Here is a 15926-nt window from a genome sequence, read left to right as displayed (position 1 = left end):
AGACCGGCGACGACCGTCTCGCCGCCCAACTACTGAGGTAAGCCTTGCTTTACTTTGAGCGGCCGCGCAGTATTGGCTGGAACGGCGGCGCGGTCCCACGGCGGGGCCCTGCCGGGAACGATGAGGACACGCCGGGACGTCTCTACCCCGGGGCCCTGTCGTGCTCGCGAAGTGCGACCGACATAATGACGGGCGTGGCTTCTGCAACCGCCGTCGACGCTGCCCACACGCGGCAACCCGAGCGACCGAATCTCGTCGCCGTCGGGGTGATCGTGTGGCTGTCCAGTGAGCTGATGTTCTTCGCGGCGCTGTTCGCGATCTACTTCACGCTCCGGTCCAACGCCCCCGCCCTCTGGGAACAGCAGTCCGAGCTGCTCAACGTTCCCTTCTCGCTGCTGAACACCACCGTTCTGGTGCTGTCTTCGGTCACCTGCCAGCTGGGCGTGCTGCGGGCCGAGCGCGGCCAGGTGGGCCGCCTGGGCAGCCTGCTGCAGGTCGGCAAGTGGGGCATGCGCGAGTGGTTCGTGCTGACGTTCGTCATGGGCGCCTTCTTCATCGGCGGCCAGGTGTTCGAGTACGCCGAGCTGGCGACGCACGAGGGCCTGACACTGTCCAGCGACCCGTACGGCTCGATCTTCTACCTGGCCACCGGATTCCACGGCCTGCACGTCACTCTCGGCCTCATCGCGTTCCTGTTCCTGCTGGGCCGCACCTTCATGACGCGCCGGTTCACCCACGAGCAGGCCACCAGCACGATCGTCGTGTCCTACTACTGGCACTTCGTCGACGTCGTCTGGATCGCCCTGTTCCTCACCATCTACGTCGTCAAGTGACGAGGAGAGACGTGCCCAGATCGTTGCCCGGCCGGTCCCGCGGCTCGCGGATCGGACAGTTGTTCTCGGGCCTCAACGGCGGCGCCTCCATCGGGCGCTTGCTCTCGACCCGGCGGCGACACCCGCTCGCGGCCATCGCCGTGCTCGTGGCCGTCCTGTTCACCGCCGGCGGCGCGTACGCCGCGCTGGCGCCGTCGACGTCGCAGAACGTCCAGGCCGCCTCCTCCACGCAGATCGACGAGGGCCGGCAGCTGTTCGCCATCGGCTGCTCCTCCTGCCACGGGCTGAACGGCGAGGGCCAGGTCAACGACAACGGCGACGTCCTCGGCCCGTCGCTCATCGGCGTCGGCGCCGCCGCGGTCGACTTCCAGGTCGGCACCGGCCGCATGCCCCTGGCCGCCCCGTCGGCGCAGGCCGAGCGGAAGCCGGTGTCGTACAACCAGGAGCAGATCGACGCCATGGCGGCGTTCGTCGCCTCGCTGGCCCCCGGGCCCGAGGTGCCTGACGAGCAGTACCTCGACACCGCGGAGGGCAACGTCGCCCGCGGCGGCGAGCTGTTCCGCACCAACTGCTCGCAGTGCCACAACACGACCGGGCAGGGCGGTGCGCTGACGATGGGCCAGTTCGCGCCGAACCTCACCGGCGTCGAGCCGCGGCACATCTACGAGGCCATGATCACCGGCCCGCAGGCGATGCCGGTGTTCAGCGACCAGACCGTCACCCCTGAGGACAAGCGCGACATCATCGCGTTCCTCGAGAGCGTGCAGAACGAGCCCGACCCCGGTGGCCTCGCCATCGGCCGCGCGGGCCCGGTCGCCGAGGGTCTCTGGGCGTGGCTGGTCGGTATCGGCCTGCTGATCGGCATGGCCACCTGGATCGTGACGAGGTCGTCGAAGGCATGAGCACCCACAACGTGAACCCCAACGGTGACGAGCACGCCGTCGTCCCCCACGGCGAACACGCCGTGGTCCCGGCCGACCCGATCGCCGACCCCGGACTGCATTACTACGACGAACGGCTCACCGACGTCGACAAGAAGGCCGAGCGGCGCGCCGAGCGGCAGGTCGCCGGCATGTTCGCGCTGGCCTCGCTGCTCACCGTCGCGTTCATCGTCTTCTACGTGATCGTCGGCATCCACCCGGACGATCCCGAAGACGGCGTGAACATCGGCGACGTGCAGGTGTCGAACCTGACGCTCGGCCTCACGCTGGGTCTGGCACTGTTCCTCGTCGGCGCCGGCGCGGTCCAGTGGGCGCGGTCGCTGATGTCCTCCCCCGAGGTCGTGCACGAGCGCCACCCGCTGCGCAGCGACGACGAGACCCGCGCCGCCGCACTGGCCGACTTCGAGACGGGCACCGAGGAGACCGGCTTCGGCCGGCGCAAGCTGATCCGCAACTCGCTGCTCGGTGCGCTGGCGCTGCTGCCGCTGCCCGCGGTGATCCTGCTGCGCGACCTCGGCCCCAACACCGGCGAGTCGCCCGGCGAACGCAAGCAGCACACCATCTGGGCCGAGGGCGTCCGCGTCCTCACCGACGTCACGTTCATGCCCATCAGGGCCGCCGACCTCGAGATCGGCCAGTTGGTCAACGCCATGCCCGCGACGTTCGAGGACCTGCCCGAACACGGGCCGGAGCGCATCAACGAGCGGGCCAAGTCGCCGGTCATGCTGGTGCGCATGCTGCCCGAGGACGTCCACGTCGCGCCGGGCCGCGAGAACTGGGGCGTCGACGGCATCCTCGCGTACTCCAAGATCTGCACGCACGTCGGCTGCCCGATCAGCCTCTACGAGCAGACCACGCACCACATGCTCTGCCCGTGCCACCAGTCCACGTTCGACCTCTCGGACAACGGCAAGGTGATCTTCGGCCCGGCGACGCGGAGCCTCCCGCAGCTGCCGATCGCCGTAGACTCGGAGGGCTACCTGATCGCGCAGAGCGACTTCACCGAGCCCGTGGGGCCGAGCTACTGGGAGCGCACGCGATGAGCGCCATCGTCAACGGTGCAGGCAAGGTCGTCGACTTCGTCGACCAGCGGATCACCGCGTCCAACTGGCTGAAGCGCAACATCCGCAAGGTCTTCCCCGACCACTGGTCGTTCCTGCTGGGGGAGATCGCGCTGTTCAGCTTCATCATGATCCTGCTGTCCGGCGTGTTCCTGACGCTCTGGTTCAAGCCGACGATGGCACACATCATGTACGAGGGCGCCTACGTCCCGATGCGCGACGTCGGCATGTCCGAGGCGTACGCGTCGACGCTCGAGATCTCCTTCGAGGTGCGCGGCGGCCTGTTGATGCGCCAGGTCCACCACTGGGGCGCCCTGATCTTCCTGGCCGCGATGTCGGCGCACATGCTGCGGATCTTCTTCACCGGCGCGTTCCGGAAGCCGCGCGAGATCAACTGGCTGATCGGCGTCATCCTGCTGGTCCTGGGCGTGGCGGCCGGCTTCACCGGCTATTCGCTGCCCGACGACCTGCTGTCGGGCACCGGCCTGCGGATCATCGAGGGCGGCATGCTCGCCATCCCGATCGTCGGCACCTACCTGTCGTCGTTCCTGTTCGGCGGCGAGTACCCCGGCGACGACATCATCGCCCGGCTCTACCCCATGCACATCCTGCTGATCCCGGGGCTCATCCTGGCGCTGGTCGCCGCGCACCTGATGATCCTCTGGTACCAGAAGCACACCCACTGGGGCGGCCCGGGCAAGACCAACACCAACGTCGCGGGCGCGCCGTTCTTCCCGATCTACGTGGCCAAGGCCGGCGGCTTCCAGTTCATCGTCATGGGCGTCATCGTCCTGCTGGCCGCCACTATCCAGATCAACCCGGTCTGGCTGTGGGGACCATACGACCCGTCCGTGGTGTCGGCCGGTACCCAGCCCGACTGGTACGTCGGCTTCCTCGACGGTGCTCTGCGCGTGATGCCGGCGTGGGAGTTCTACGTCTTCGATCACCCCATCACGATGAGCGTGCTGATCCCGGCGATCCTGCTGCCCGGCATCATCCTGACGCCGCTGGCGCTGTACCCGTGGATCGAGCAGAGGGCGACCGGCGACACCCGGGAGCACCACCTGCTCGACCGGCCGCGCAACGTGCCAGTGCGGACCGGCATCGGTGTGGCGTTCATCGTGTTCTACGTCCTGCTGTGGATCGCCGGTGGTAACGACTTCTTCGCCACGATCCTCGAGATCCCGGTCAACTGGATCACCTGGTTCATCCGCATCGGCATCTTCGTGTTGCCACCGCTGGCGTTCTTCGTCACGAAGCGGATCTGCCTGGGCCTGCAGCGCCGCGACCGCGACAAGGTCATGCACGGCCGCGAGACCGGCATCGTCATGGTGAGCCCCGACGGCGAGTTCTCGGAGCTGCACGCTCCGCTGACCCGGTCCCAGGCGTACGAGCTCACCTGGCACGAGCGGCAGCTGCCCTCCGACCCCGGCCCGGCGACGGACGCCAACGGCATCCCGAACCCGAACTACCGCAGCAAGCGGGCGCAGGCGCGGCTCTCCCGCTTCTACTTCGGCGACGTCGTGCAGAAGCCGACCCGTGAGGAGCTCGAGTCCGCCCACCACGACGGCCACGGCGCCGAGGCCGCTCAACGCGACGAGCTGACCAGCGGTCAGCAGTAGTTCTCCCGCTTCACCGGCGCGCCCGGGTCGTCCACCGTGGACGGCCCGGGCGCACTGCGTTGATCGCGCACGTCCGATCCGGCGAGGACGCGCCGGAGTCCTCGTTCACCGTGGCGCATGACGGCGCGGTGGCCGTACCGGAAGAGCGGACCGAGCACCGGCCCGGCGGCGTTCATCCAGGCCCGGGTCGTGGTGACCCGCAGCTCGATGTCCAGTCGGGTCCCCTCAGGCTCGGCGGCGAACAGCACGGTGCTGGTGCCGGTCAGGTCGCCGTCGGCGGCCAGGACGACCAGGCGGCTCGGCTCGACCTCGGTCAGGGTGAGCCCGAACGTCAGGCGGTACCCGGCCGGGCTGCGCCAGGTGCACCGGGCCGCGCTCCCCACGAGTTCGGCCGTCCGCCGGACGTCGGCGGTCTCGAGACTGGGCCACCAGTCCACCCAGCGCTGCCCCGGCGAGGTCAGGAACGTCCACGTCTCGTCGAGCGGCGCGGCCACCCGCCACCTGGAGCCGAACACGTAGCGCCGTGGTCCCACGGTCCCGACCCTATCGGCGCACCTCGGCCCGTGTCGATCATGGAGAAATCCCCCTCTCGGAGCACTCGGAAGGGGAGGTTCTCCATGATCATCGGCTATCGCCAGGCGGCCGCAGCGACGTCGCGCAGTAGTCCACGGACTTGGGCGACACACCTAGGCGGCCCCAGCCGCGCTCACCTCCTTCCGTGCCCGCTCCGCGGCGCGGACGGCCTCACGGGTCAGCGCGGTGATGTGCCCGGGGCTCACCTGACCGTCGAGGCAGTCGCGCAGCAGCACGGCCATGGTGTGCCGGGGGTCGATGGACAGGACGCGGTCGAGCGCGACGTTCGCGACAGCGCCGTCGCCCTGCTGGTAGGCGACCCATGCCACGACACTGCAGATGGCCGCCGCCCGGGCGTCGGGCGTGCGCCGGGCCAGCGCGGTCAGCAGGCCCAGCCAGGCCGCCGGATCGGCGCCGTCGAACGCGATGAAACGGTCGCGCACCAGCAGGTCCGCCGCACCGAGGCTCAGCCGCGCGACGTCGTCGTCGGACAGCTCCAGCCGGCCCTCGGCGGACCGGGCCAGCAACAGCCGCGCGAGCGCCAGGGTGCGGCCCCGCAGGACCTCGACGCCGTCGGTGAGCGCCTCGGCCGCCAGCTCGCGGTCGACCCGTTCGAAGACGCCGGCCATTGCCTTCTCGTCCGCGCCGGACGGACCGCGCAGGCTGTCCTCGAGCTCCCGCCGCGACGACAGCGTCCGGCGACCGGCCAACGCCGCCCGTGCCGCCACGTCGGCCGCGGCGCCTAGGCCGGGTTCGGGGAGCGGCACGCCCTCAGCAGGGCAGCAGCCCGGGTGGTCGCAGTCGTATGTCCACCACCGCCCGCCGTCGACGTACGCCGTCCCCAGCACCGCGACCGGGCCGTCGGTCAGCTCGCCGAGGACGAGCTCGATGAGCGCCTGATGCGGCAGCTCGCCCCGCGCCACGCCGGGCGTGGCGGCCGTACCGGCCGCCTGTGGCCCGCCGGGTACAGCGTCGGGCGGATGGCTCGGTTCCGCCGCCAGAGCGCCCGGCGGCGGTCCGCCTCCGCCCGGCGGCGCCCCGTCGTCCCCGTAACAGACGAGGATGACGCCGTCGGGTTGCCCGTACTCGATGCGCGTGGCGAGCTGCGCAGCGTAGCTCTCGTAGTCGTCGGCGGCGGGCAGATCGAGCCGCAGCAGCGTGCCGGTGCGCCGCTCCTCGAGGTCGACGTGCACGACCACGACGCTGGACTGGGGATGAAAGCCCATGAGGTGCGGTATCGCAGCCAGGAGATCGCCTGGGTCGGCTGCCGTCGCCGTGCCGTTGAGGTGTTCGCGTATCTTCATGGAGGCGACACTCCCCCGCGCGGCCGTCCGGCTCAACCGCCGATCGCCGAAATGTGGACGACTGCCGCCGCCAGTTTTCGCTGTGGACGACGCGTCCGGTGGGGCGCCCGATGGTCGAGGAGGCCGGTGTGTCCCGTCGAGGGTGGATGCTCTTCGTGGCGCTGGGGATCATCTGGGGCATCCCCTACATGCTCATCAAGGTCGCCGTCGAGGAACTGTCGCCCGCCTCGATCGTGCTGGCCCGGACGGCCATCGGCGCGGCGCTGCTGCTGCCCCTGGCGGCTCGGCGCGGCTACCTGCGCCCGCTGCTCCCCCACTGGCGGCCGCTGCTGGCCTTCACCCTCGTCGAGGTCTGCATCCCGTGGTACCTGCTCGGGTACGCCGAGCAGGAGCTGTCCAGCTCGTTGACCGGTCTGCTCGTCGCCGCCGTGCCGCTGGTCGGGGCCGTGCTGGTGTGGGTGATGGGCACCGAGCGGCCGGGCGGACGGCGGCTTGTGGGGCTGCTGGTCGGGTTCGCCGGCGTCGCCGCTCTGGTCGGCTTCGACGTCGAGGCGAGCAGCCCGGCGCCGGTCGTCGCGGTCGCGGGAACGGCCGTCTGCTACGCCGTCGGGCCGATCATCCTGGCGCGCTGGCTGTCGCACCTGCCTGGCCTCGGCGTGATGGCAGCGTCGCTGACGGCGTCGGCCGTGCTGTACCTGCCCGTCGGACTGACGCAGTGGCCGGGCGAGCCGCTGTCGGGTGAGGTCTGGCTCAGCGTGACCGGTCTCGGCGTCGTGTGCACGGTGGCGGCGTTCCTGGTGTTCTTCGCGCTGGTGGCGGAGGTCGGGCCGAGCCGGGCCACCGTCATCACGTACGTGAACCCGGCCGTGGCGCTGCTGCTCGGCGTGGCGGTGCTGGACGAGCGGGTCACCGTGTTCACCGGGATCGGGTTCGGCCTCATCCTCCTCGGCTCGGTTCTCGCCACGTCGAAGGACAAGGAGCGCGGGCCGGCCGCGGTACCGACGGTCCCGGCGACGGAACGGGTGAGGGGCGACGGAGCTCAACAGCGCGAGGCGCTGGATGTCACGTGTGACGACATCGCGCGGCCGGTCGCGGAGCCCTGACTCGGCGGCCGGCCGGCACCGCCGAGGAGGCCAAGGGCAACGGGGACCGGCGGCGGGGCGGACCCGGCCAACAGGGGACGGAGGTCAGCGGCGGCGGTTGGCGGTGGTGGCGAGCTCCGACTCGCCGTCGCGGGTCTTCATGAGGACGAGGCGTTCGTCGAGCCAGTGGTCGATGGACTCGGTGGCCCGGAGGACGTCGGCCGGGTCGTCGAGGTGGCCGCGCCGCTCCACCAGCGTGCGCAGGTTGTCGTCCACGCGGCGGATCTTCGCCGTCAGAGGTTGAGTCAACATCATCACGACCTCCTCCGAGGGGATGTCGAGAACCTACACCATCAGAGGTAACCCGGCACGGCCACAGCGAAACCTGATCGGCGCGACCGGAGGCCACGAAAAACAGCGCCGCCCGCGGTGCACATGACCCGCGGACGGCGCCTGAAAGACCCGGCCTCAGTGGGCGTACTCGCCCCGGTAGTACTCGAACACCCAGCCGACGGCGGCCATGGCGGCCAGCGCGGCGCCGATGATGAAGATGAACCAGGCGAACACCAGCCCGATGAAGACCACCGCCACCGCGCTGGCGGCGGCCAGCGGCCACCACGAGTGCGGGCTGTAGAAGCCGTACTCGCCGGCCAGCTCCTCGACCTCGCCGTCGCGGTCCTCGGGACGGGGGGCGATGCGCCGCGACAGCAGCAGGAAGTAGAACGCCACCATCGCGCCGAGGCCGAACGTCAGCACCAGCGCCGTCGTGCCGGTGGGGTCCTCGGACATGAACCAGTACACCGGGGTGACCACCGCGAAGAAGACCGTCACGATGGCGAAGATCATGCCTTCGATCTTCACTTGCTGTCCTCCTGCACGTCCGGCGGGCCGAGTATCTCAGTGAGCGGTCCGGCGTGCGCCGGTTTCTTCTCCGTCATACCCGCGAGCTCGGGGTACTTGAGATCGAACGCGGGCCGCTCGCTGCGCACCCGCGGCAGCGACGTGAAGTTGTGCCGCGGCGGCGGGCAGGACGTGGCCCACTCGAGCGAGTTGCCGAAGCCCCACGGGTCGTCGGCCTGGACCTTGGGCGCCAGCCGGCTCTGCCAGACGTTCCACAGGAACGGCAGCGTCGACGCGGCCAGCACGAAGGCGAACACCGACGAGAACTGGTTGAGGAAGGTGAACCCGTCGGCGGCGTCGTAGTCGGAGTAGCGACGCGGGAAGCCCTCGACGCCCAGCCAGTGCTGGACCATGAAGGTGCCGTGGAAGCCGATGAACAGCAGCCAGAAGTGCACCTTCCCCAGGCGTTCGTCGAGCATCCGGCCGGTGAACTTGGGCCACCAGAAGTAGAACCCGGAGAACATCGCGAACACGACCGTGCCGAAGACGACGTAGTGGAAGTGCGCCACCACGAAGTAGGTGTCGGACACGTGGAAGTCCAGCGGCGGCGAGGCCAGGATGATGCCGGTCAGGCCGCCGAACAGGAACGTCACGAGGAAGCCGATGGCGAACAGCATCGGTGTCTCGAACGTGATCGATCCGCGCCACATGGTGCCGATCCAGGCGAAGAACTTCAGGCCCGTCGGGATGGCGATGAGCATGGTCATGGCCGCGAAGAACGGCAGGTTGACGGCTCCGGTGACGAACATGTGGTGCGCCCACACCGCGACGGACAGGCCCGCGATGGACAGCGTCGCGAACACCAGGCCCTTGTAGCCGAACAGCGGTTTGCGGCTGAACACCGGTATGACTTCAGTGATGATGCCGAAGAACGGCAACGCGATGATGTAGACCTCGGGATGGCCGAAGAACCAGAACAGGTGTTGCCACAGGACGGCGCCACCAGCGGTGGGGTCGTAGATGTGGCTGCCGAGGTTCCGGTCGGCGAACATCGCGAACAGCGCGGCGGCCAGCAGCGGGAACGCGATCAGCACCAGGATGCTGGTGATGAGGATGTTCCACGTGAAGATCGGCATCCGAAACATCGTGATGCCGGGCGCCCGCATGCACACGGTCGTCGTGATGAAGTTGACGGCGCCGAAGATGGTGCCGAAACCGCTCATCGCCAGGCCGGCGACCCAGAGGTCACCACCGACGTTCGGGCTGTAGACGGTGTTGTGCAGCGGCGCGTAGGCGAACCAGCCGAAGTCGGCCGCGCCGCCCGGTGTGATGAAGCCGGCGCAGACGATCAGCCCGCCGAACACGAACAGGTAGAAGCTGAACATGTTCAGCCGCGGGAACGCGACGTCGGGCGCGCCGATCTGCAGCGGCACGATGATGTTGCCGAAGCCGATGAACAGCGGCGTCGCGAACAGCAGCAGCATGATGGTGCCGTGCATGGTGAACAGCTGGTTGTACATCTCGTCGCTGACCACCTGGCGGCCGGGAGAGAACAGCTCGGCCCGGATGAACAGCGCCAGCACGCCGCCGAACAGGAAGAACCCGAACGACGCGATCAGGTACATGTACCCGATGATCTTGTGGTCGGTGGACGTGATCCACCGGACGACCACGTTGCCCTTCCGCTTGGGCCGGACGATGGCGCCGGCGGCGGCGGTCCGCTCCAGATACGTCGTCACTCGTGGTCACCCCCCGTGTTCTCCTCGCTCAGCACCTCGTCGTCGTAGGCACCCCGGATCGGCGGCTCGATGATGCCCTCCTGGCCGGCCTCGCGCAGGCCGTCGACGTGGTCCTGGTACTCCTGCTCGGAGACGACCTCGACATTGAACAGCATGGATTGGTGGTAGGCGCCGCACAGCTCGGCACAGCGGCCGGCGTAGCTGCCCTCGCGGTCGGGCGTCACCTGGAAGGAGTTCGGGTGGCCCGGGATGACGTCCATCTTCATGTAGAACGCCGGGACCCAGAACGAGTGGATGACGTCGGGCGACTCGAGCTCGAAGCGCACGGTCTGGCCGACCGGCAGGTACAGCGTCGGCCGGTCGTTGATGGTGCCGATCTCGTGGACCTCCTCGTCGAGGTAGTTGAACGTCCACGACCACTGCTGGCCGATGACGCCGACGACGAGGTCGGGCTCCTGCGACGTGTCGGTGAGCTGCTCCTGGTGGTCGGCCGTGAAGTAGAAGAGCGGGACCAGCACGAACAGCGGCGCGACCGTGTACAGGAACTCGATCGGGATGTTGAACCGCGTCTGCTTCGGCAGCTCGTCGCCACGGCGGCGGTAGGCGATGACCGCCCAGATGATCAGGCCCCACACCAGCACGCCGACCGCGAACGCGGCGATCCAGGCGCCGATCCACAGGTTGCCGATCAGCGGCGTCTCCTCCGTGGCCGGCTCGGGAAGCGCCAGGCGCGACCACTCGTCGCGCTGCTCTGCCGAGCAACCACCCAGCACGAGCACCGTGCCGAGGAGGAGAACGGCGGCGGTCGCGGCCCGGCGACGCGCCGGTCGGACCCTGCCAGACTGACTCACGAGGCGCCCTTCTCTTTCGACCCGCTCGCCAGGCCGGGCGGATTGGCAACCGGCACCGTGGCGAGAGCAAACTTCTCCTGTCGCGCCCAACCCTAGCGGTTGCCCTTCGCCGTCATTCCGGGAGGTACTCGATGAGCACGCGCGGCGTGTCGGCGCCGTCGGACGCACCTGTGTCGCCCCCGCTCGGGGCCGCGCCACCGGGCTACTTCGACGCGGCGTCGACCGAGCCTCTGCACCCCGCCGCCCGCGACGTCCTGCTGGCCGCGGCGGACGAGGGCTGGGCCGATCCGGCCCGCCTGTACGGCTCGGCGCGGCGGGCCCGGATGCTGCTCGACAACGCGCGCGAGATCGTCGCCGCGGTGGTCGGTGCGCGGCCGGACGAGGTGACATTCACGGCCAGCGGGACGCAGGCGATCCAGCTGGGCATGCTGGGGACGGTCGCGGCCCGGCGGCGTCAGGGTGCCGGCCCACGGAGTGTCGCCGTCTCCGCCGTCGAGCACTCCGCCGTGCTGCAGTCCGCCGCCCACCTGGCCAGGCACGAGGGCACCACCACGACCGAGGTGGGCGTCGGCCGCGACGGCAGGGTCGACGCGGCCGAGTTCGCGGCCGCGGTGGGCGACGACACCGCGCTGGCCTGCCTGCAGGCAGCCAACCACGAGGTGGGCACCGTCCAGCCGGTCGACGAGGTGGCCGGGCACTGCGCGGCGCGCGGCGTCCCGCTGCTGGTCGACGCCGCTCAGGCGGCCGGACGGGTGCCGCTGCCGGCCGGTTGGTCGGTGCTGACGGCCAGCGCGCACAAGTGGGGCGGCCCGGCCGGCGTGGGCGTGCTGGCGATCCGCCGCGACGTGCGCTGGCGCTCCCCGCTGCCCGACGACGAGCGCGGCGGCGGCCGGGTGCCGGGGTTCGAGAACGTGCCCGGCGCGCTCGCGGCCGCGGCGGCGCTGCGGGCCCGTTGGGAGGAGGCCGACGCCGTCGCCGCCCGGCAGCGCGAGCTGGTCGACCACATCCGCGCCCGGGTCCCCGAGCTGCTGGACGACGTCGACGTCGTCGGTCACCCGACTCTGCGGCTGCCGCACCTGGTGACGTTCTCGTGCCTCTACCTCGACGGCGAGGCCCTGGTGACGGAGTTGGACCGGGCCGGGTTCGCCATCTCCAGCGGCTCGTCCTGCACGTCCAGTACGCTGCGGCCCAGCCACGTGCTCGCGGCGATGGGGGCGCTGACGCACGGCAACGTGCGGGTCTCGCTGACCCGCGACGCCACCCGCGCCGACGTCGACCGCTTCCTCGCCGCGGTGGTCGACGTCGTCACCCGGCTGCGGGCCGGACTGGAGGAGCTGTGACGGACTCCGCACTCGTGCTCGACTGCCGCGGGATGCGCTGCCCGCTGCCGATCATCGAGCTGGCCAGGCGCATCGGCGACGTCGCCGTGGGCGAGGTGGTGACGGTGCTCGCCGACGACCCCGCGGCGGCGTCGGACGTGCCGGCGTGGTGCCGCATGCGCGGCCACGAGTACGCCGGCACCGGCGAGGATGTCGGAGGCGCGCCGTCGTACCTCGTCCGCCGCCGCCACTGACGACCCCGAGCCGGGTGTGGCCCGCCATGATGGGCACATGACGGGCTGGGTGCTGCACGTCGACATGGACCAGTTCCTCGCGGCGGTCGAGGTCCTGCGCCGTCCCGAGCTCGCGGGACGGCCCGTGATCGTCGGCGGACGCGGCGACCCGGCCGAGCGTGCCGTGGTCTCGACGGCGTCGTACGAGGCGCGGGAGTTCGGGGTCCGGTCCGGGATGCCGCTGAAGACCGCCGCGCGACGGTGCCCGGACGCCGTCTTCCTGCCCGTCGACTTCCCGCACTACGAGGCCGTATCCGCACAGGTGATGGAGACGCTCCGGGCGTTCCCCGGCGCGGTGGTCGAGGTCCTGGGCTGGGACGAGGCGTTCGTCGGCATCGACACCGACGACCCCGAGGCGACCGCGCGGGCGCTGCAGGCCGCCGTCCTCGAGTCCACCCGGCTGCACTGCTCCATCGGCGTCGGCGACACGAAGGTCAGGGCCAAGACCGCCACCGCGTTCGGCAAACCACGCGGCGTCTTCCGACTGACCCGGCACACGTGGATGGACGTCATGGGCGACCGCCCGACGACGGCGTTGTGGGGCGTCGGCAACCGCATCGGAGCCCGGCTGGCAGCGCTCGGCATCACCACGGTGCGTGAACTCGCCGAGACGCCGGACGAGCCGCTCGTCGAGGAGTTCGGGCCCACGACCGGTCCGTACATCGGGCGGCTCGGCCGTGGAGTCAGTGCCTCCATCGTCGACGACACCCCGTGGATCGCCCGAGCTCATGGCCGGGAGACGACCTACCAGCGCGACCTCACCACGCCGGAGGAGGTCGCGGTCGCGCTGCGCACCCTCGCCGATCAGGTGGTGGCAGACATCGGCAGGGAGGGCCGGGCGTGCGCCCGGGTCCACCTCAAGGTGCGGTTCGCGCCGTTCTTCACGTTCACGCGGGTCCGCAAACTGCCGGATCCGACCGTCGACCCGACGGTCATCGCCCAGACCGCGCTCGACCTCCTGCACGGTCTCGACGACGACCGGCCGATCCGGCTGCTCGGCGTGCGGGCCGAGATGATCCCGCCGGAAGGCGGCTACGACCCTCCGCGCACCCACGGTCGCCGCGGCACGCCCTGAGCCTCCCGCACACCTCCGGGCGCCCCGGAACCGCCGCTCAGCCCGTACCGGTGAGCACGGCCGGCCGCCCCAGGAAGTCGCCGTACCGGGCGGCTGCGTCGGTCAGCGCCTGGCGTTCCGCGGCCGACAGCGGGCGGTGCGGCGTCAGGTCGAAGCGTACCGACGACGGGGTGACGGTGCGCTTCATCCCGGCCACCAACTGGCCGTCCACCAGCGCGATGCCGATCGTCGCCTCCCGCGCACGCGGGACGGCTCCCTCGGCGTCGAGGACCCAGCGTGAGTCTTGGTAGCCGCGGTAGATCTCGTCGAGCAGCTGCAGGAGATGACCGTCCGGCCGGCCCGGCCCGGTGGGTGCGTCCCCCGGCGCGTGCCAGAACGTGCGCCCGTCGTGCTCGAAGGACTCCAGCTCGTCGCCGACCGCGGCCAGCCCGCGGCGGACGTCGGTGACCGTGAGGGTGGCCCAGTACGCCAGGTCCTTGACGGTCGCCGGACCATGACCGGTGAAGTAGCGCCGGGCGAGCCGGGCCAGCGCCTCGTCCCGGTCGAACGCCGCCGGGTCCTCACGTGAACCGACGCGGTCTCGGTACAGCGCGTACGTGTGGTCCCCGTCTCGCGATCGGCCACTACAGACCAGGCGATCGAGCTCGAGGTGCGCCAGGACCAGCATCATCAGCCGGCCGGTCACGCGCTCGGCCAGCGCCGGCACGCGGTCACGTACGGCGGTGGCCAGCTCGTCGCGGGTACGGTCCGGCGTCGTCGTGAGCGTGTCCAGCAGCGCCGTGGTGAGCCGGTCCAGGTCCGGAACCGTGAGCTCGAGATCACCGTGGAGCTGGGTGGCGGTGACTTTGGCGACGCGAGGCCCGGTCAGCGCCAGCAGCCAGTCGATGTCGTTGCGCGCGACGTAGTGCCATGTCGGACGGAGGACGTGAGTACGGATGACCTCGCCGGACTCGAGCAGGGCGGCCAGATCGCTCCCGTCCGGTGCGGCGGTCCGGGCGGCCACCGCCCATGCGGACTGGGCCGGGTTCTCCGCCTGCACGGCCAGGAGCGTGTCGATCACCTCCGCCGCGGTGCGGGCAGGTGGCTCGGTGAGACGTTGGTTGCGCATTCGCCATCGCGCGATAGAGACATCCACGCCCGCCAGTATCGGCCCACCCCGGTGGAGGGGGTGGGCCGACCACCGCGGGGACCGCCGCTGAAACGCCGACGGGGTGCCGGCTGTCGGGCCGGCACCCCGTCGCGGGAGCGCTGAGAGCTCAGTGGAAGGAGTCGCCGCAGGCGCAGGACCCGCTGGCGTTGGGGTTGTCGATGGTGAAGCCCTGCTTCTCGATGCTGTCGACGAAGTCGATCGTGGCGCCGCCGAGGTACGGAGCGCTCATGCGGTCGACGACGACATTGACGCCGCCGAAGTCCTTCACGACGTCGCCGTCGAGGGACCGCTCGTCGAAGAACAGCTGGTAGCGCAGCCCCGAGCAGCCGCCGGGCTGAACGGCGATGCGCAGAGCCAGGTCGTCGCGGCCCTCCTGATCGAGCAGCGCCTTGACCTTGGATGCCGCGCCTTCCGTCAGCACGACACCGTCGGTGACCTGTTCCTGAACCGTCATCTCGTTCTCCTGCTCCGAGGTCGGACTACATCTCAACGCTACAACGCGTCTCAGTGAAAGGACATTCCTTACCTGGAGAGCAGTATCAGCGACTCCAGGTCTTGGCCACCCGCTCGGCGACCGCGGCCAGGCTCTCCCGCGGCCGGCCGAACGACTCCTCGGTGCCGACCACGTCGACCATGGCATACGCGGCTTCGATGCCGTTGGCGCGCAGCTCACGGTTGCCGACCTGCACCGCGCCGGCGAACGCGATGCACGGGCGCAGCGCCGGCCCGGCCAGCGCGGCCAGCCCGGACACCACCTTGCCGCTCATCGACTGCCAGTCGAGCTTCCCCTCCCCCGTGATGACGAGGTCGACGCCGGCGACGAGGCCGGGCAGGCCGACGGCGTGCGCGACGGTGTCGAAGCCGGGCTCGCGGACTCCGCCGAGCAGCAGCACCCCGTACCCGAGCCCGCCCGCCGCGCCCGCGCCCCGGTGGTCGGCGACCCGCCGGTCGGCCAGCTCGGCGAACGTCGTCAACGCGGCGTCGGCGGCGAGCTTGGCGCCGTCGTCGACGAGGCCCTTCTGCGCCCCGAACACGTTGGTGGCGCCGCGCAGCCCGAGCAGCGGGTTGTCGACGTCGGACGCGGCGACCAGCTCGACGCCGGTGAGCCGGGCCTTCGCCGGCGCGAGGTCCAGCGCGGTCAGTCCGGCCAGGGCGTCGGGCCCACCGGTCAGCGCGCCGTCCGGCTTCGCCACCGCGCCGAGCGCCGCGAGCAGGCCGGCGCCGCCATCGTTCGTCCCCGACC

General features: G+C 70.7%; 17 protein-coding genes. 8 read left to right on the top strand and 9 right to left on the bottom strand.

Going from position 1 to position 15926, the window contains the following annotated elements; genetic code table 11:
• Window positions 1-185: 185 nt before the first annotated feature.
• From ctaE to qcrB, 4 genes are all read left to right on the top strand, one after another.
• Window positions 186-833 (top strand): aa3-type cytochrome oxidase subunit III, encoded by a 648-nt coding sequence (ctaE, locus tag E1262_RS21255; RefSeq protein WP_132105294.1) that lies wholly within the window; start codon window positions 186-188, stop codon window positions 831-833.
• A 98-nt stretch (window positions 834-931) separates the two neighbouring features.
• The gene (qcrC, locus tag E1262_RS21250) at window positions 932-1735 is read left to right on the top strand and encodes a cytochrome bc1 complex diheme cytochrome c subunit (protein ID WP_420810552.1); all 804 of its coding nucleotides are present in this window, start codon (window positions 932-934) and stop codon (window positions 1733-1735) included.
• Window positions 1732-2817, top strand: coding sequence for a cytochrome bc1 complex Rieske iron-sulfur subunit (qcrA, locus tag E1262_RS21245; protein ID WP_132105292.1), 1086 nt, complete (start codon window positions 1732-1734; stop codon window positions 2815-2817). The genes qcrC and qcrA overlap by 4 nt, the downstream gene beginning before the upstream one ends.
• On the top strand, window positions 2814-4457 hold the full coding sequence (qcrB, locus tag E1262_RS21240) for a cytochrome bc1 complex cytochrome b subunit (RefSeq protein WP_132105290.1): 1644 nt from the start codon (window positions 2814-2816) through the stop codon (window positions 4455-4457). The genes qcrA and qcrB overlap by 4 nt, the downstream gene beginning before the upstream one ends.
• Here the strand turns inward: qcrB and E1262_RS21235 are convergent.
• The gene (locus E1262_RS21235) at window positions 4448-4990 is read right to left on the bottom strand and encodes an SRPBCC family protein (RefSeq protein ID WP_132105288.1); all 543 of its coding nucleotides are present in this window, start codon (window positions 4988-4990) and stop codon (window positions 4448-4450) included. The two genes, qcrB and E1262_RS21235, sit on opposite strands and share 10 nt — an antisense overlap.
• A gap of 153 nt (window positions 4991-5143) precedes the next feature.
• Complete coding sequence (locus tag E1262_RS21230) at window positions 5144-6334, bottom strand: DUF4192 domain-containing protein (protein ID WP_132105286.1); 1191 nt, start codon at window positions 6332-6334, stop codon at window positions 5144-5146.
• Window positions 6335-6462: 128 nt separating this feature from the next.
• Here E1262_RS21230 and E1262_RS21225 point away from each other — a divergent pair, with 128 nt between their 5' ends.
• Complete coding sequence (locus E1262_RS21225; RefSeq protein WP_203454134.1) at window positions 6463-7437, top strand: DMT family transporter; 975 nt, start codon at window positions 6463-6465, stop codon at window positions 7435-7437.
• A gap of 84 nt (window positions 7438-7521) precedes the next feature.
• On the opposite strand, the gene E1262_RS21220 is transcribed toward E1262_RS21225, so the two are convergent.
• From E1262_RS21220 to ctaC, 4 genes are all read right to left on the bottom strand, one after another.
• Entirely contained in the window at window positions 7522-7731 is a 210-nt protein-coding gene (locus E1262_RS21220; protein ID WP_132105284.1) for a hypothetical protein, read from the bottom strand.
• 153 nt (window positions 7732-7884) lie between these two features.
• On the bottom strand, window positions 7885-8277 hold the full coding sequence (locus tag E1262_RS21215) for a cytochrome c oxidase subunit 4 (RefSeq protein ID WP_132105282.1): 393 nt from the start codon (window positions 8275-8277) through the stop codon (window positions 7885-7887).
• Window positions 8274-9995, bottom strand: coding sequence for an aa3-type cytochrome oxidase subunit I (gene ctaD, locus E1262_RS21210; RefSeq protein ID WP_132105280.1), 1722 nt, complete (start codon window positions 9993-9995; stop codon window positions 8274-8276). Before ctaD ends, E1262_RS21215 begins: the two co-directional genes overlap by 4 nt.
• Window positions 9992-10846, bottom strand: a complete 855-nt coding sequence (gene ctaC, locus E1262_RS21205; protein ID WP_132105278.1) for an aa3-type cytochrome oxidase subunit II — start codon at window positions 10844-10846, stop codon at window positions 9992-9994. The genes ctaD and ctaC overlap by 4 nt, the downstream gene beginning before the upstream one ends.
• A 131-nt stretch (window positions 10847-10977) precedes the next feature.
• On the opposite strand from ctaC, the gene E1262_RS21200 reads away from it, so the two are divergent.
• Genes E1262_RS21200 through E1262_RS21190 form a run of 3 tightly spaced genes read left to right on the top strand, consistent with a single transcriptional unit; the run spans window position 10978 to window position 13533 of the window.
• On the top strand, window positions 10978-12186 hold the full coding sequence (locus E1262_RS21200) for a cysteine desulfurase family protein (RefSeq protein WP_132105276.1): 1209 nt from the start codon (window positions 10978-10980) through the stop codon (window positions 12184-12186).
• A gap of 32 nt (window positions 12187-12218) precedes the next feature.
• Window positions 12219-12419: a sulfurtransferase TusA family protein gene (locus E1262_RS21195; protein ID WP_132105360.1), complete on the top strand. Its 201-nt coding sequence runs from the start codon at window positions 12219-12221 to the stop codon at window positions 12417-12419.
• Between the two features lie 37 nt (window positions 12420-12456).
• The gene (locus E1262_RS21190; protein WP_203454131.1) at window positions 12457-13533 is read left to right on the top strand and encodes a DNA polymerase IV; all 1077 of its coding nucleotides are present in this window, start codon (window positions 12457-12459) and stop codon (window positions 13531-13533) included.
• Between the two features lie 37 nt (window positions 13534-13570).
• Here E1262_RS21190 and E1262_RS21185 read toward each other — a convergent pair whose 3' ends face one another.
• The 3 genes from E1262_RS21185 to E1262_RS21175 form a co-directional block, all read right to left on the bottom strand.
• The gene (locus E1262_RS21185) at window positions 13571-14593 is read right to left on the bottom strand and encodes a winged helix DNA-binding domain-containing protein (RefSeq protein WP_162606017.1); all 1023 of its coding nucleotides are present in this window, start codon (window positions 14591-14593) and stop codon (window positions 13571-13573) included.
• A gap of 196 nt (window positions 14594-14789) precedes the next feature.
• A complete protein-coding gene (locus tag E1262_RS21180) occupies window positions 14790-15137 on the bottom strand; it encodes a HesB/IscA family protein (protein ID WP_132105272.1) in 348 nt (115 codons plus the stop codon).
• A gap of 85 nt (window positions 15138-15222) precedes the next feature.
• Window positions 15223-15926: glycerate kinase (locus E1262_RS21175; protein ID WP_162606016.1), on the bottom strand; the 704-nt coding region annotated here is incomplete at its 5' end.

It is taken from the genome of Jiangella aurantiaca (genome assembly GCF_004349105.1).
Lineage (GTDB): Bacteria > Actinomycetota > Actinomycetes > Jiangellales > Jiangellaceae > Jiangella > Jiangella aurantiaca.
Note: the sequence above shows the minus strand (reverse complement) of the source record. Positions and strands in the feature narration are given on the sequence as shown.

What these genes read in the sequence shown, in the direction of transcription:
- ctaE (WP_132105294.1), top strand. Translation starts at nt 186, where the DNA reads ATGACGGGCGTGGCTTCTGCAACCGCCGTCGACGCTGCCCACACGCGG.
- qcrA (WP_132105292.1), top strand. Translation starts at nt 1,732, where the DNA reads ATGAGCACCCACAACGTGAACCCCAACGGTGACGAGCACGCCGTCGTC.
- qcrB (WP_132105290.1), top strand. Translation starts at nt 2,814, where the DNA reads ATGAGCGCCATCGTCAACGGTGCAGGCAAGGTCGTCGACTTCGTCGAC.
- E1262_RS21230 (WP_132105286.1), bottom strand. Translation starts at nt 6,334, where the DNA reads ATGAAGATACGCGAACACCTCAACGGCACGGCGACGGCAGCCGACCCA.
- E1262_RS21220 (WP_132105284.1), bottom strand. Translation starts at nt 7,731, where the DNA reads ATGATGTTGACTCAACCTCTGACGGCGAAGATCCGCCGCGTGGACGAC.
- E1262_RS21200 (WP_132105276.1), top strand. Translation starts at nt 10,978, where the DNA reads ATGAGCACGCGCGGCGTGTCGGCGCCGTCGGACGCACCTGTGTCGCCC.
- E1262_RS21195 (WP_132105360.1), top strand. Translation starts at nt 12,219, where the DNA reads ATGCGCTGCCCGCTGCCGATCATCGAGCTGGCCAGGCGCATCGGCGAC.
- E1262_RS21190 (WP_203454131.1), top strand. Translation starts at nt 12,457, where the DNA reads ATGACGGGCTGGGTGCTGCACGTCGACATGGACCAGTTCCTCGCGGCG.
- E1262_RS21180 (WP_132105272.1), bottom strand. Translation starts at nt 15,137, where the DNA reads ATGACGGTTCAGGAACAGGTCACCGACGGTGTCGTGCTGACGGAAGGC.